Source organism: Streptosporangium sp. NPDC000509 (genome assembly GCF_042898365.1).
GTDB lineage: Bacteria > Actinomycetota > Actinomycetes > Streptosporangiales > Streptosporangiaceae > Streptosporangium.
On the sequence record NZ_JBIAYX010000016.1, the window covers coordinates 88,246 to 102,691 of the forward strand.

At 72.0% G+C, this 14,446-nt stretch carries 12 protein-coding genes; 3 read left to right on the forward strand and 9 right to left on the reverse strand.

Annotated elements, in window-relative coordinates:
* Positions 1 to 43 precede the first annotated feature (43 nt).
* Positions 44 to 676, reverse strand: coding sequence for a hypothetical protein (locus ACFY3D_RS27815; protein ID WP_389984478.1), 633 nt, complete (start codon positions 674 to 676; stop codon positions 44 to 46).
* 337 nt (positions 677 to 1,013) lie between these two features.
* Between ACFY3D_RS27815 and ACFY3D_RS27820 the strand changes: the two genes are divergently transcribed.
* Complete coding sequence (locus ACFY3D_RS27820) at positions 1,014 to 1,787, forward strand: DUF4184 family protein (protein WP_389984481.1); 774 nt, start codon at positions 1,014 to 1,016, stop codon at positions 1,785 to 1,787.
* Positions 1,780 to 2,748, forward strand: coding sequence for a TrmH family RNA methyltransferase (locus tag ACFY3D_RS27825; RefSeq protein ID WP_389984484.1), 969 nt, complete (start codon positions 1,780 to 1,782; stop codon positions 2,746 to 2,748). Before ACFY3D_RS27820 ends, ACFY3D_RS27825 begins: the two co-directional genes overlap by 8 nt.
* Here ACFY3D_RS27825 and ACFY3D_RS27830 read toward each other — a convergent pair.
* The 7 genes from ACFY3D_RS27830 to ACFY3D_RS27860 form a co-directional block, all read right to left on the reverse strand.
* Complete coding sequence (locus ACFY3D_RS27830; RefSeq protein WP_350945267.1) at positions 2,732 to 3,136, reverse strand: RidA family protein; 405 nt, start codon at positions 3,134 to 3,136, stop codon at positions 2,732 to 2,734. The genes ACFY3D_RS27825 and ACFY3D_RS27830 overlap by 17 nt on opposite strands.
* Positions 3,137 to 3,313: 177 nt before the next feature.
* Positions 3,314 to 5,191 (reverse strand): allophanate hydrolase, encoded by a 1,878-nt coding sequence (gene atzF / locus ACFY3D_RS27835; protein ID WP_389984487.1) that lies wholly within the window; start codon positions 5,189 to 5,191, stop codon positions 3,314 to 3,316.
* 78 nt (positions 5,192 to 5,269) lie between these two features.
* On the reverse strand, positions 5,270 to 6,886 hold the full coding sequence (locus tag ACFY3D_RS27840; protein ID WP_389984490.1) for a hypothetical protein: 1,617 nt from the start codon (positions 6,884 to 6,886) through the stop codon (positions 5,270 to 5,272).
* A gap of 3 nt (positions 6,887 to 6,889) precedes the next feature.
* Positions 6,890 to 7,570 (reverse strand): isochorismatase family cysteine hydrolase, encoded by a 681-nt coding sequence (locus tag ACFY3D_RS27845; RefSeq protein WP_362899785.1) that lies wholly within the window; start codon positions 7,568 to 7,570, stop codon positions 6,890 to 6,892.
* Positions 7,571 to 7,833: 263 nt separating this feature from the next.
* Positions 7,834 to 8,481 carry a GntR family transcriptional regulator gene (locus ACFY3D_RS27850; RefSeq protein WP_350945271.1) on the reverse strand — a complete coding sequence of 216 codons (648 nt, stop codon included), beginning with the start codon at positions 8,479 to 8,481 and terminating at the stop codon, positions 7,834 to 7,836.
* 127 nt (positions 8,482 to 8,608) lie between these two features.
* Positions 8,609 to 9,622, reverse strand: a complete 1,014-nt coding sequence (locus ACFY3D_RS27855; protein WP_389984493.1) for a D-alanyl-D-alanine carboxypeptidase family protein — start codon at positions 9,620 to 9,622, stop codon at positions 8,609 to 8,611.
* 52 nt (positions 9,623 to 9,674) lie between these two features.
* Positions 9,675 to 10,220: a DedA family protein gene (locus ACFY3D_RS27860; RefSeq protein WP_389984496.1), complete on the reverse strand. Its 546-nt coding sequence runs from the start codon at positions 10,218 to 10,220 to the stop codon at positions 9,675 to 9,677.
* A gap of 189 nt (positions 10,221 to 10,409) precedes the next feature.
* Here ACFY3D_RS27860 and ACFY3D_RS27865 point away from each other — a divergent pair, with 189 nt between their 5' ends.
* Positions 10,410 to 10,988, forward strand: a complete 579-nt coding sequence (locus ACFY3D_RS27865; RefSeq protein WP_389984499.1) for a hypothetical protein — start codon at positions 10,410 to 10,412, stop codon at positions 10,986 to 10,988.
* A gap of 40 nt (positions 10,989 to 11,028) precedes the next feature.
* On the opposite strand, the gene ACFY3D_RS27870 is transcribed toward ACFY3D_RS27865, so the two are convergent.
* Positions 11,029 to 14,400: a BTAD domain-containing putative transcriptional regulator gene (locus tag ACFY3D_RS27870; protein ID WP_389984503.1), complete on the reverse strand. Its 3,372-nt coding sequence runs from the start codon at positions 14,398 to 14,400 to the stop codon at positions 11,029 to 11,031.
* Positions 14,401 to 14,446: the final 46 nt, after the last annotated feature.

The following is a 14,446-nucleotide window of genomic DNA, read 5'->3' on the forward strand; positions in this document are numbered from 1 at the left end:
CCGCGAAGAGCGGTCGACGACCGAGACAGCGAGGATCGCCTGGTCAGTGGCAGCAGGAGTGCCCGTGCCACGCCCTGAACCCCTCGCGTACCGCCACCGCGGCGAGCAGGACCGCCATCGCGGGATCGACCCACCACCAGCCGGCGGAGTTCAGCGCAAGCCCGGCCAGGACCCCCGCCGCGAGGGTGGCGCACATGAGGTTCTGCGTCCCCTCTCCCGCGGTCGCCGCCGAGTGCAATCGGACCCCCAGTCGCCGCTTCGCCATCCCCAGGAACGGCATGCCGACCACGCTGACCGCCGTCACCACGATCCCGAGCAGGGTCGGCACGGCCCGGTGCCCGGCGGCCAGGTCGTGCGCCACGTGCACCACCAGGTAGGGGGCGAGGATCCAGAAGCTGATCGCCACGGCCTTGCGAGCCCGTTCCTCGGCGTACGCGGAACCTGTCCTCGTCCCGGTGAACCGCCAGACCACGATCAGGCCGGCCGCCGCCTCCACCAGGGCCGACGTGCCCCAGCCGATGAGGGCGACCGAATGCGCCTCCAAACCCGCGGCGATGCCGAGCAGGCTCTCGGCGCCCAGCCAGACCAGGGTCACCAGGGAGAGGGTGCGAGCCCTGCGGGCGTCACGCAGCCACTCGGCGCTCGGCGGTGCCACCGGCACGATCTGATCGGTCACGACGGCCTCCGGTACCCGTTCGACAACGCTCGGTAATCTATGTGTCACATGGTGTCGGAGTGTGGAGAAGCGGCGAAGCTCCTCATGATGACGGCGACATGCCTCCCCCGTGGCGGACCACGTGCCTCCCCGTGACGAACCGCACGACGGAACCGCATGGCGAACCGCGCGAACGGTGTGGCGGATTGTGCGGCGGGACAGGCCGGTCGACCGGCCTGTCCCGCCGTAGGCGGGTCGTGGGAGGGCGGCGGGTTTCGCGGGCCGGTGAAAGTCCGCGGTCCCGGCGCGGGCATGCCGCAAGATGGAGCTGTCCAGCAGATCGTCGGGAGGGAAATCCGTGCCGTTCACGCCCAGTCACGTCGCAGCCGTGCTGCCGCTGATCTCCTCGGAGCGGACGCGCAGGTTTCTCGACCCCTGGGCCCTCGCCCTGGGCGCGATGGTGCCCGATCTGCCGATCTTCTTCCCCTTCCTGCCCGACTACATGTTCTGGCACTCCTCCAAGGGCGTCTTCACGATCGACCTGTTCGCCGTCGTGGTGCTGCTCGCCGTCTTCCACCTGACGCTCCGCGACCCGCTGACCGCGCTCCTGCCCCCCTCCCTCGCCGGGCGCGCCGCCGCGCTGACCCCGGGGATGTACGGGCTGCGGCGGCTGCCCGCCGTGGTCGCGGGAGGCATCGTGGGCGCCTTCACCCACAAGCTCTGGGACTCCTTCACCCACTCGTACAGTTCGGCCCTGTGGGGCTGGAGCTGGCTGGATGTCCGGGTGGCGGGAGTGATCTCCCTGTTCCGCCTGCTGCAGTACACCTCCACCGTGGTCGGCCTGGCGGTCGTCCTCTGGTGGGCCTGGCGCGGACTGAGCGCGATGGAGCCGCGGCCGGTGCCCGAACGGCTGCTCCTGCCCACCGGTGAGCGGGCGGCCGTGCTCCTGGCCACCGCCGTCTCGATCCCGCTGGGCGCGGTCGCCTGGGCGCTGACCTTCCCCTCGGACACCAGAGCCGAGCTCGTGACGAGGCTGGGCGCGGGGGCGGTCGTCGGCTGCTCCGCGATGTTGCTCGTCTACGCGCTGATATGGCAGCTCAGGCGGGTCATGGCAGTATTCGAGGGTGCCTGAAGCCATCGACCCCCACCTGGCCGACTACGCCAACCTGCGCGACGTCGAGCTGCGCAAGAGCATGGAGGCCGAGCACGGCCTCTTCATCGCCGAGGGGGAGAAGGTGATCCGCCGCGCCGTCGCGGCGGGCTACCCCGTGCGTTCCGTACTCCTCACCTCCCGCTGGGCCGGCCCTCTCGCCGATCTTCTCGGCCCGCTCGGCGACCGGGTCCACGTCGTGGACGACGCCGTCATGGAGGAGGTCACCGGATTCCAGGTCCATCGCGGCGCCCTCGCCGCGATGGAACGCCTCCCGCTTCCCGAGGTGGAGGATCTCCTGTCCGGACGCGAGGCGCGAAGGGCTCCCGCCGAGCACACGGCGCGGTCGGACGGTGAGCCAGGATCGGACTCCCCGGCTCCGCGAGGGGCCTCCGCCGAGGACGCGGCGCACTCGGAGAGCGGACCAGGATCGGGTTTCCCGGCTCCGCGAGGGGTTTCCGCCGAGCCCGTGGCGCCCCGGCGCGTCCTGATCCTCGAAGACCTCGTCGACCACGGCAACGTCGGCGCGATCTTCCGCTGCGCCGCCGCCCTGGGCGTGGAGGCGGTGATCCTCTCGCCGCGCTGCGCCGACCCCCTCTACCGGCGCTCGGTGAAGGTCTCCATGGGCGCGGTCTTCGCGATCCCGTACGCGCGGATGACCGACTGGTACGCCGGTCTGGCCGAACTGCGCGAGGCGGGTTTCCGGACGCTCGCCCTCACCCCCGACCAGTCCGCCACCCCCATGGACAAGGTCGCCATGGCCGACCGGGTGGCACTGCTCCTCGGTTCGGAGGGGGACGGGCTCTCCTCCCGCTGGCTGCGCGAGGCCGACGAGGCGGTCTGCATCCCGATGAGCCCGGCCGCGATGGACATGGGCGTCGACTCCCTCAACGTGGTGGCCGCCGCCGCCATCGCCTGCCACGGACTCATGCGCGCCGGTTGAGCGGATCTCCTCGCCGCGCGTCCACCTCGATCTCGATCTTCATACGGGAGTCGGCGAGGCCGCACACGATCATCGTCGCGGCGGGGCGGACCTCGCCGAAGTGACGGCGCAGGGTCGGCCAGCAGGGCTCGAAGTCCTCGCGGTCGGGCAGCATGTATCGCACCCGGACGACGTCGGCGAACGAGCAGCCCGCCTTGGCCAGTGCCTCTCCGATGTTGCGCATGCACTGCTCCGCCTGCTCGACGACGTCGTCGGAGATCGTCATGGTCGCGTAGTCGTAGCCGGTCGTCCCGGACACGTGCACGCGGTCACCGTCGACCACCGCCCGCGCGTATCCGATCTGCTCCTCGAAGGTGGACCCGCTCAGGATCGCGAACCGTTCAGTCATGCGGAAAACCGTAACAATCTTCGTTGGCTCCCCTGATCGGCTCGTACATGGTCGTCCGAAACCCGCGATCACCGGGGCGCGAGCTCCGGACGACCGCGGAGTGACCGTCGCCGGATCGTCGGGACCGTGACAGGGGGCCGGTCTCTCAGGACCGTGGCCGGGCAGGGAGCCGAATCGTCAGGATCGTGACCGGGAGAGGAGATAGTCCGGCCAGCTGCCGTGCCGGCTGATGTCGGGGGCTTTCTCGGTGGCGTACGGCTCGCAGAGGAAACCGTGCACCGCGCGGCCGTCGGCGAGTTCGATCGTGCCGAGGCCGAGGGGCGAAACGGTCTGCGTCAGGAGGATGCCGAGTGCCGAGGGGGGCAGTTCGTACAGTTCGACCTCCACCGCGACCCCGCCGGAGGTCGAGCGGACCAGCCCCGGGAGTGGCATCTCGCCGCCTTCCAGGGCGTAGAGGCGGTAGAGGGGGGCGGTGAGGGCAACTCCCAGACCGGTGGCGCCGAGGGAGAGGAGCCGGCCGTGCAACGGCTGGCCGGAGCGGTGCGCGCCGACCACGGCGAGCACCGTCCGCGCCTCGGCCTCGGCCTTGGAGGCGTGAACCGCCGCCGGTCCCGCCTTCGGAGCGTGGACGGTGCTCGCCGAGGCCGAGGTGGCCGCCGATCCCGGGTCCGGGACGGGGAGCGCGGGGCCGCCGGTCAGGGCGTGGAAGGTGGCACCGAGACCGGCGAGGAGTCCGTCGGAGCCCGCCGGTCCCAGGAAGGTGACGCCGTGCGGGCGGCCGGCGGTCGTCGTCCCCGCGGGTACGGAGATCCCGGCGAGGTCGAGGAGATTGGTGAAGGTCGTGTAGTGGCCGAGGATCGCGTTGCGCTCGATCGGGCTTTCGAGCATCTCCGCGACGGTGAAGGTCGTGGGTACGGTCGGGACGGCGAGCACGTCCATCGACGCCCATGCCTCCCGGGTCTCCGCGTCCAGCGCGCGCAGGCGGTAGAGCCCCTCGAAGGCGTCCACGGCACTGAGCGCGCCGCCGCCGGACAGCACCTTCAGGGTGACGGGGTGGGTCTCGCCGGGGTTGCGGGTGACGAAGTCGCCGACCGCCGCGAGCCGTTCCGCGAGCCACGGCCCCTCGTACAACAGCCGCCCGGCGGCGAGGAAGGGGCCGAGGTCCACGGGGACGATCCGGTGGCCGAGGCCGCCGAGCCGGTCCACCGCCCGCGCGAAGGCCGTCTCGGCGGCGGTGTCGCCGAAGAACTCCGGTTCGTGCGGAACCCCGATCCGCAGGGGGGACGCGCGGGTCGGTACGGGGCCGGGGACGGGGAGCACGCGTGACCAGGGGTCGGTGGGTTCGAAGGCGGCGATGGCCGACAGGACGGCCAGGCCGTCGGCGGCCGAGCGGGCGAAGACGCTCGGGCAGTCCAGTGACGCGCACGCGGGCACCATGCCGAGCGTGCTGACGAGCCCCCGGCTCGGCTTGACCCCGACGGTGCCGGTGAGCGCGGCGGGTACCCGGCCGGAACCGGCCGTGTCGGTGCCGACGGCGAACGAGACCAGGTCCGCGGCCACCGCCACCGCGGAGCCCGAGCTGGACCCGCCGGAGATGAGACCGGGTACCAGCGGTGACTCGCACGCGCCGTACGGGCTGCGGGTGCCCGACAGACCGGTGGCGAACTGGTCCAGGTTGGTCTTGCCGACGAGGAGGGCGCCCGCCGCGAGCAGCCGTTCCACCAGCGGCGCACCGCGCTCGGGGACGTAGGAGTAGGCCGGGCAGGCCGCGGTGGTGGGCAGCCCGGCCACGTCCACGTTGTCCTTGACCGCGAAGGGGACCCCGTAGAGCGGTGGGCGGGTGCCGGGGTCCGGCCAGCGGCTGGCCAGCTCGGCCGCGTCGCCGAGCAGGTCCGCCGCCGGGCGCAGGGTGATCCACACGTGGTCGTCACCTCGCGCCGCGATCCGCGCGAGCACCTCCCCGGCGACGTCGGCGGGGAGGGCCGCACCGGAACGGTAGAGACCGGAGAGGCTCTCCAGGTCCAGCCGGACCGGGTTCAGGGGGAGGCGGGGCATGCTGTCCGGATCAGGCGGAGTGTGCATATGCCTTTCCTGTGTACGTGGTTCGCGGGACGGTGTTCGGCGGGACGGTGTTCAGGAGGTGGCGGGTGCCTCGGCGGAGACGGGCCTCGCGGGGGCCGGCTCGGGCTCGCCGGGCTCCTCGGTGGCCCCCGGCGTCTCGTCGGAAGGCTTGGGCTTGAGGAGGGTGAAGGCGAGCAGGATCAGTCCCGCGAAGAGGTAGCCCAGGGAGACCTGGCCGTTGGCGTTCCACTCGACCCGTTCGCCGTGGATGAGGCCGATGAAGGCCAGGGCCGCGCCGACGAAGGCGTACCCGGCGGCCCACAGGAACGACCGGTCGATGATGAAGGCCGTGATCGAGCCGAGCACCAGGCCGGCGAGCACGGCACCGCCGCCGAGCAGGACCGTTCCCTCGTAGACCGTCCCGCTCTGCGCGATCGTGTCGTACCCGACCTCCCGCGCGCTGGTGCCCGCCGCGGCGAGCGCGTTGTCCATGTAGCCCTGCGCCCAGGAGGCGATGTTGGGGATGATCGCGATCACCACGGCCACCGCGTGCGCCTTCGGCACCGACTGGAAGGCCTGGGCACCGATGAGCAGGCCGATGTAGAGCAGGATCGGCACGATCGCGGGCGCCGGCAGCACCGCGCCGAGCAGCGCGAACATGCCGAGGAAGCAGAAGAGCGCGATGACGACGCCGCTCGCCATCGAGTAGCTCGTACGGCCGCCCGCGGACTTCCACCCCGGGTGGCCGATGTAGACGGCGGGCGGGAACGGCGAGCCCAGCATCGAGCCGACCACCGCGCCCGCGCCGTCGGCCAGGAGCACCGAGCGCAGGTTGTACGAGTCACCCGCGGCGGCGGCGCTCTCCACGTTGCTCATGCCCTCGGTGAAGTTGTAGATGCCCAGGGGGATGGCGGTGGCGAGCAGCGGCGAGACCTGGCCGAGTCCTTCGAGGAGGAGGTCGATGTGCAGCGACGGCAGGCTCACCGCGATGTTCCCGGCGGCGGCGCCCACGTCGGCGGGGTCCATGTAGCCGCCGATCCAGGCGATCGCGGTGCCGGCGAGGAGCGCGGCGAGCCCGACGGGGATGTTGCCCGGCAGCCTCAGGTCGGTGAAGAAGCCGACCATGATGATCACCAGCACCGGCAGCGCGATCCAGGCCGCCTCCCACATCTGCGCGGCGGGCCGCATCGAGATGAAGGCGATCGAGATGCCCGCCAGGGTGCCGAGCATCGCCGCCCTGGGGGTGAAGCGGCGGATGTACGGGCCCACGAAGGCGCCGATCACCACGATGACGCCGATGATGAAGCACCAGGCGAGCCCGGCCACCCAGGCTCGCAGCGGGTCCTTGGTGGCCAGGTAGGTCGGCAGCATGATCACGAAAACGACGATGAACATGTGCGGGACGCTGGGACCGTACGGCATCGCGCACACGTCGGTGCGGTTCTCCCGGCGGGCGAGCCGCCGGGCGAGGTAGGTGTAGTACACGTTGCCGATGAGGAGCTGGATGCCCATCGCGGGGAGGATGACGCCGAAGACGTCGGAGCCCGGCAGGTGGACGACCCCGAGGCAGAGGCCGCTCAGCACCAGCACGTTGACCATCACGTTGAAGCCGAGGCCGAAGAAGGCGTTGGTGTCCCCGCTGACCCACCAGGGGAGCTTGAGGTTGGCGGGGTCGGTTGTCGTGGTCATCGGTCAGCTCCGTGTTTCGAGTGCCTTGAGATAGCCGCCGGAGGGGGCGACCCAGCCGAAGATGCCGCCCTGGGCGGCGATCATTTCGAGCCCGTACCGCTGGAACTCGGCGAAGTACGAGCCCACGCAGTCGGACAGGACCAGGCACTCGTAACCCCGGTCGTTCGCCTCGCGAACGGTGGTGTGCACGCACACCTCGGTCGTGACGCCGGTGACGATCAGACTGCGGATGTCCGCCGCCCGCAGGGTCCGGTCCAGGTCGGTGGAGTGGAAGGAGCCCTTGCCCGGCTTGTCGACGACGAGTTCGCCCTCGACGGGGGCGAGCTCGTCGATGATGTCGTGGCCGTACTCACCGCGGATCAGGATCCGTCCCTTGGGCCCCGGATCCCCGATGCGCAGCGAGGGGGTGCCGCGGTTGAGCTTGGCGGGCGGGCAGTCGGACAGGTCGGGCAGGTGCCCCTCACGGGTGTGGATGACGGTCATTCCCGCCGCGCGGGTGGCGGCCAGCACCTCCTGGAGCGGCGGGATGACCCGCCGCAGCATGGACACGTCGTTGCCCAGGGTCTCCCCGAAACCCCCGGGCTCGACGAAGTCCCGTTGCATGTCGATGAGCAGCAGCGCTGTATGTCGGGGATCGAACCCGTATGCGTACGGCTCGGCCTCGACGAGAAGCGGATCGGACACGTTGACTCCGTTCCTCGGGTCCTCCTTTTGTCGATTGTCGACAGAATTATGTCGGTGGTTTTCCCGTCCGGTTACGCTTCTGTTAGCGGCCTGTACCGGAGCGTGATCGTGTCCGGTGCGCGCCTCTCCCGCGGTCGGGCGTCCGGCCGATGCGTGCCCCCGTGCCCCCACGGACGGCCGACGGGCGCGAGCGCGGCGGTCGGCCGGCACCTGCGCCCTACGTCGAGAGGAGCCGGACGGGACGGGTGGAACCCGATGCCGTTCTAGCCGATGTAGGTGCGCGCTCCGTGCCGGGAGAGGGCGTCGAGCGCGGTGACGGGATCGCCGGAGGCGATCGCCTCGAAGAGCCGCCTGTGCCGCTCCACCCCCTCCGCCGGAGAGCGCTGCTCGGCCTCCCTGCGCAGGTTCGCGGCCATGTAGAGCTGCAGCTTCAGGATGACGGGCTCGTACGCCATCAGCAGCTGGCGGTGGCCCGCGAGCGCGACCAGCGCGAGGTGGAAGCGCCGGTGCGCCTCGTTCTCGCTGAGCGGGTCGTCCAGGCGCACCGCCGCCGCCATCCCCTCAAGCGCCTCGGCGAGCGCGGTCATGTCGTGCGTGCCGGAGAGAGGCAGCGCGGTCTCGACCGCGTAGCGTTCGAGCACGTCGCGCAGCCCGAACAGCTCGTCCACGTCGTTCCCGGTCAGCTCGGTGACGCGGGCTCCCCGCCGGGGCAGGTGCTCCACCAGCCCCTGCTGCCCGAGCGACCGCAGTGCCTCGCGCAGCGGCGCCCGGCTGATGCCGAACCGCTGGGTGAGCTGCTCCTCGATCAGCCGCTCGCCCGGTGCGAGGGCACCGGAGAGGATCTCGTGACGGAGCCGTCGCATCGAAAGCTCGACCAGGCTGGGGTGTTTCAGCTCCCCATCGGGTTCCACCCGTCCAACTCCTCTCGACGTGTGGAACAAACTCTCTCAGAGAACGGCCGGAATCCCACCCGCGGGATGGCGGCGTGGTCGGGTGTTCCGGCCGAGGGCCGGTCGGGAGCGGGCGATCCAGCCGTCCTCACAGCTCGGGTGGAGTCTGCTCGCCCGCCCAGTCCAGGAGCCGTGCCGCGGTCTGGAAACGCCGGTCGCCGTTGGACTCGCCGAGGATGACGCCGATGAACCGGTGGCCCTCGCGGTCGGCGGCGAAGGACAGGCAGTATCCGGCGGCGCTGGTGTAGCCGGTCTTCAGGCCCGTCACCCCGGGTGTCTTGCCGAGCAGTTTGTTGGAGTTGGTCCAGGTGTGCGCCCGGTGCACCTTGGACTTCGCCACGAGGTGGCGCCTGGTGGACGCGATGATCCGCAGCACCGGGTCGCGCAGCGCGAGGTCGGCCAGCTTCGCCTGGTCCAGGGCGGTGGAGTAACCGGGCCCCGGCTTCGGCAGGCCGTCGGGAGTGGCGTAACGGGTGTCGACGAGCCCCATGGAGCGGGCCGTGGCGTTCATCTTCGCCACGAACCTCGTGCTGCCGGGTCCGTAGACGCGGGCCAGGGCGTGTGAGGCGTCCGCCCCCGAGGGGAGCATGACCGCGTACAGCAGGTCCCGCACGGTGAGCCGCTCCCCGGCGCGCAGGGAGGCGTGGGTCGCGCCGTTCGCCGCCGCGTGCCGTACGTCCTCCGCCTGGACCGTGACGGTGTCGGCCAGCCGCGCCTCCCTGAGGACGACGTACGCCGTCATGATCTTGGTCAGGCTCGCCACCGGCATCCGCTTGCCCGCCTGCTTGCTCAGGTGGATCGTTCCGGTGCTCGCGTCGTACAGGTACGCGGCCCGCCCCGGCACCGAGGGCACCGACGCGCGCCGGTCCCCTGCGGGTGCGAAAGCGGGCGCGAAAGCGGGTGTGGCGGTGAGGGCGGGCGTACGAAGCGTGGCGAGCGGGGCGGACACCGTGGATCCGGTGACCGAAACGCGCGCCGAAGCTCCGCCGGGCGGCGCGGAGGTCGAGATCCCCCAGGCCGGGGACACCGAAGACGCGGTGCCCAGGATGAGCGCGGTGACCAGCGCGGCGCGGGCCGTGCGGCCTGTTCCCCCGTGATGCATGCGAGCCATGCTGGCAGAGGCCACCGTCGATATACGGAAGTTGTCGGTTTGGCTATTGAAAAGTTGACATCTGTGGCGGGTGTTTCTCCAGTTCGCGGCGGGAGGCCCGGCGACGGCGCCACCGCACGAACCCGGCGACGAGCGCGACCGCCACCAGCGCGGCCAGGCCCGCGAGGAGCGGTGAGCGAGCGGCCAGCTCCAGCCACCCCCAGATCACCGAGTACAGGCCGAAGGAGGTCACCGGCACCCAGGTCAGGCAGCCCAGTGCGCTCGCCACGACGTACCAGGGGTAGGAGATCCGCAGCACCCCGGCCACCCAGGGCAGCGTGTGGCGCAGGCCGGGCACCCAGAAGCAGCCGTAGACGGCGAGCGCGCCCCACCTCCTGACGACGTTCTCGACCCGGGTGATGTTCTCCTGGCCGATCTTGGCGCCCAGGCGCGAGGCGTAGAGCCTGGAGCCCAGGGCGTGGCCGATCCAGTAGTAGGCCTGGAACGCGCCGAACAGGGCCACGCCACCGATGATCACCCAGAGCCACAGGGGCATGCCCAGGAAGGACGCGGAGGTCGGGTCGGGGATGCCCGCCACAACAGGTCGCATTCCGAACATCACCGCCGCGGTCGTTCCAGCTGCCTTTACTTGATATTAGGGCAGGCTTACCTGAGCCGGCATGGCGGAGCCCTCCTTGGGCGCACCCGCCGGCCTGTGGGCGCACCGGCTGCAAGCGGACGTCAACTCCAAGGCAAGAACCGTGGCGTACACCTTGGGGTAACGAAAGAGGTGTCTGTCATGAGTCCGCGTAGCAGTGTGGCACCGGTGGTGGCGAGTGGAGTCGCGAGCGCACTCAAGCTGCTCGTCGCCACCCTCGCCTTCGCTGGAGCCTACCTGGGGGTGGAGGCCGCGTACGGCACTCCGGGCCAGGTGACGGCCGGTGCGCCGGCGCAGGCGCCGGTGCGGGCGGTGGAGCTGTCGTCGCGATCGATGCCCGCCACGGAGCGGGTCCCGGTCACCGTCGAGCGGGTCTCCGACACGGTCATGACGCCCGGTACGGTCACCGTCGGCGCGATCGACGCGCTCGGCCCCTGTGACCGGCCCTACCAGGCCAAAAGCCTCGTCGAGAACGACGACCCCCGGGCCACCGTCTCCTACGGCTGGCGCCTGGAGCGCTGGAGCCCCGGCGCCCGCCGCTGGCAGGCATACCTGGGCACCGGGTCCGGCTTCACCGGCGAGAGCCAGGTCGTCGAGTGGCACCCCAGGGTCGTGAACAACCCCGGCTGGTACCGCGTCGTGCTGTCGGTCTCCGGCGAGGCCCCGCTGCGCAGCGAGAGGTTCCTCGTCAGCTGCCGATCCGACCCGGGCCTCCCGTAGGAGAGCGGGTCTCGGTGAAGATCCCCGCCCTCGTGAGGCGTCAGCTGCCGAGTGAGCGCCGTGCCGCCTCCACCCACCGGTCCACACCGACCCGCTCGGCCACCGCGAGGGCGTTCTCGTAGTGCGGCTTCACCGCGTCGGCGAAGCCCAGCCGCAGCGCCAGGTCACCCAGCGTCAGAGCGACGGGCCAGAGCGCGACCACCCCGGTCCCCGCACCCGCGATCCGGTCGGCGAACGGCTTCAGCGTGTCGTACGCCTCGATCATCCGCTCCCGGTCGTCCAGCAGCATGCCCGCGAGGGCCCGCCAGATCATCGCCAGCTCGTAGAGGAAGTCGGGGCGCACGGGCGTCTTCACCGCGATGACCGCCCTGGCGTCCCGGTGGTGGCCCGCGGAGGCGAGAGCCACCGCGTAGGCGTCCAGGGTCCACTTGGCTCCGCGCTGGTGCGCCTCGGCGAGCGGCTCGACCATCTCGGCGGCCTGCCCGTTCACCAGGCGCAGGCAGAACGTGGTGATCAGCGGCAGGTCCTGGCGGCCCTCCAGCATCCCGGCCTTCGCGGTCAGCCGGGCGGCGTCGCGGTAGGCGCGCTCCGCCCCGGCGAAGTCACCGGCGATCATCAGGCGCTGCCCGGCGTACCAGGCGACCACGGAGGCGGGCGCGGACAGGCCGTACTGCCTGGCGAGCCTCTCGGCGGCGGCCACGTGCGCGTCGGCCTCGGCGAACGCGCCCGAGGCGGCGGCGCACTCCATCAGCACCAGGTGGGCGAGGGCCTGCACCGAGATCTGCCCGGTCGTCTTGCCGACCTCCAGCAGCTCCCTGCCGATGACCTCGCGCTCGCCCACCGGGGTGATGCCGTACGACTGGCGCAGCCGCCCGCTCAGCGCGGTCGCGAGCAGGGCGGGGTCACCGGAGCGGCGGGCCAGCTCCTCGGCCTCCAGCGAAGCCTGCTCGCCCCGGGGGGTCGCCGACCCCTCCAGCTCCAGGGCGAGGGTGGCGAGCAGGCTCGCCCGCAGCGACTGCTCGCCGGCGGGCAGCTCGACGAGCGCCTGCTCGGCGACGTCGACGATCTCCCAGGCCGTACGGGTGAAGTCGCGGGCCATGCCCTTGTGCGGCACCGCGAGCGAGGCGGCCACCCGGGCGGTGAGCTCCAGGTTGCCCAGGGGCAGCGCCGCGTCCATCGCCTCGCGCCGCCGCCTGCGGGCCGCGGCCATGTCGCCGCAGAGCGCGAGGGCCTTGATCAGCCGCAGGGTGAGCAGCAGTCGCTCCCTGGTGCTGTCGGGAGTGTGGGCGACGCCCGACCTGTCGAAGGCGGCGATGGCCTGCTCCCACAGGGTGGCCGCCTCGCGGTGGGCGAAGCGCCGCTCGGCCTGCTCGGCGGCGAGGCCCGCGTAGTGGACCGTCTTGCCGGCGGTCTCGCTGGTGCCCGCGGAGTGGTAGTGGTGGGCGAGCGCGGCCACGTCGCCGGGGTTCCTGCGCTCGATCACCGAGGCGACCGCGGCGTGCAGCCGGGAGCGGCGCAGCCGGGAGGCGTCGGAGTACAGGGTGTCGCGGACCAGGTCGTGGTCGAAGCGGAGCCTGCCGGGACCGGGTTCGGTGACCAGGCCGGCGAGCAGCGCCGCCTCCACCGCGTCGACCACGGCGTCCTCGTCGCCCGAGACGTCGACGAGCACGTCCACGTCGACGTCTCGGCCGATCACCGCGGCCTGCAACAGGATCTGCTGGGCGATCGCGGGCAGCCGGGAGACGCGCCTGCGCAGTACGTCGCGGACGCCGGAGGGCACGCCGGAGATCACCTCGGCGGCCGTCGCGCGGTCGCTCACCGCCTCGGCGTCGAGCAGGCGCACCGTCTCGCGGACGAAGAAGGGGTTGCCGCCGGTGCGCTCGACGATGCTGCTCACCGCGTCCTCGTCGACCTCGCGCACGCACGTCGCCCTGACCAGCTCGGCCACCGCCTTGGTGTCGAGTCCGGTGAGGCCGACCCGCACCGGACCGAGCCTGGCCAGCGCGGCCAGCACGTCGGCCTGCTGGTCGCTGAGCTCGCTGTCCCGGCAGGTCACCACGAGCAGCACCCGGCTGGTGGCGAGCAGGCTCGGCAGCGCGCGGAGCAGCGCCAGCGTCTGGTCGTCGGCCCAGTGCAGGTCCTCCAGGGTGAGCAGGATCGGCGTCTCCTTGGCGACGGCGGCGAGATAGCCGCCTACCGCCCGGTGCAGCCGGAACCCGCCGGAGGCCTGGTCGTCGTCGGGCTCGGGGGCCGCGTCGTCGAGGAGCGGCGCCAGCAGCGAGGCGTACTCGCCGGGCCCGGCCGCGTTCACCAGGGTGCGCAGGATCTCCACCCAGGCCCAGCCGGGAGGCGTGGCGCTGCTGTCGGGGCAGGCACCGGAGGAGATGCCCCACCCGTCGTCGGAGAGCCGCCTCATGAGCTGGCGGACCAGGGTGGTCTTGCCCGCGCCCGCGTCGCCGCTGATCACCGCGACGGTGAAGCGGCCGGTTCTCGCCGCGGCGGTGGTGAGCCTGCCCAGTTCGGCGTCGCGGCCGACGAACGGCTCGGGCTCCAGCGGGGGAAGCTCCACCTGGGCCACCATCGGCCTGGGCGGCCAGGTCTCCGCGGCCACCTGCTGGCGCTGCCTGGACGGCGCCGAGGGGGCGAGCTGCAGGCCGGGGTCCTGGGACAGGATGTCGGACTCCAGCTTGCGCAGCGCCGGGCCGGGGTCGATGCCCAGCTCGTCGGAGAGGATCGTGCGCGCCCGGCGCAGCGCCGCCAGCGCGTCGCCCTGCCGTCCGCAGCGGTACAGGCCCAGGGCGAGCAGCCGCCAGCCCTCCTCGCGGAGCGGGTGCTCGGTGGTGAGCGCCTCCAGGTCGGGCACGGACTCGGCGGGCAGTCCCAATCGCAGGCCGCTGTCGGCGTGCCGCTCGCGGGCCACCAGGCGCAGCTCGGCGAGCCGGTTGACCTCGGCCTCGGCCCACGGCTGGTCGGCGAAGTCGGCGTAGGGGGTGCCCCGCCACATGCTCAGGGCCTTCTCCAGGCGAGCCCGCGCGGAGGCTGGGTCGTCGCCCTCCAGGTGCTCTCCCGCGGTGCGGACCAGCGTCTCGAAACGCAGCGCGTCGACCTGGTCGGGAGCGGCGCGTAGCGCGTAGCCCGAGGCCACGGTCACCAGCAGCCGGTTCGGCCCTCCGCGCGGACGTCCCGGCTCCAGCACCCGGCGCAGCCGGGAGATGTAAACCTGGAGCCCCGACTGGGCGCCCTTGGCCGCGTCGTCGTCCCACAGGTCGTACAGCAGCGAGTCGACGGGAACGACCTGCCCGCGCGCGACGAGCAGGCGCGCCAGGACCGCACGTTGACGGAGCCCGCCCAGGTCGAGCTCGTCTTCACCTGAATGCGCCTCGACCGGGCCGAGAACTCGGAACGCCACCATGTCAGCCGCCACGCTATGTGGGCCTTCCAATCGCATACAAGGTATT

Bases quoted from the DNA above. Each gene is read 5' to 3' on its own strand.
- ACFY3D_RS27865 (WP_389984499.1), top strand. From the start codon at position 10,410: ATGAGTCCGCGTAGCAGTGTGGCACCGGTGGTGGCGAGTGGAGTCGCG.
- ACFY3D_RS27860 (WP_389984496.1), bottom strand. From the start codon at position 10,220: ATGCGACCTGTTGTGGCGGGCATCCCCGACCCGACCTCCGCGTCCTTC.
- ACFY3D_RS27870 (WP_389984503.1), bottom strand. From the start codon at position 14,400: ATGGTGGCGTTCCGAGTTCTCGGCCCGGTCGAGGCGCATTCAGGTGAA.
- atzF (WP_389984487.1), bottom strand. From the start codon at position 5,191: ATGCCCCGCCTCCCCCTGAACCCGGTCCGGCTGGACCTGGAGAGCCTC.
- ACFY3D_RS27840 (WP_389984490.1), bottom strand. From the start codon at position 6,886: ATGACCACGACAACCGACCCCGCCAACCTCAAGCTCCCCTGGTGGGTC.
- ACFY3D_RS27855 (WP_389984493.1), bottom strand. From the start codon at position 9,622: ATGCATCACGGGGGAACAGGCCGCACGGCCCGCGCCGCGCTGGTCACC.
- ACFY3D_RS27830 (WP_350945267.1), bottom strand. From the start codon at position 3,136: ATGACTGAACGGTTCGCGATCCTGAGCGGGTCCACCTTCGAGGAGCAG.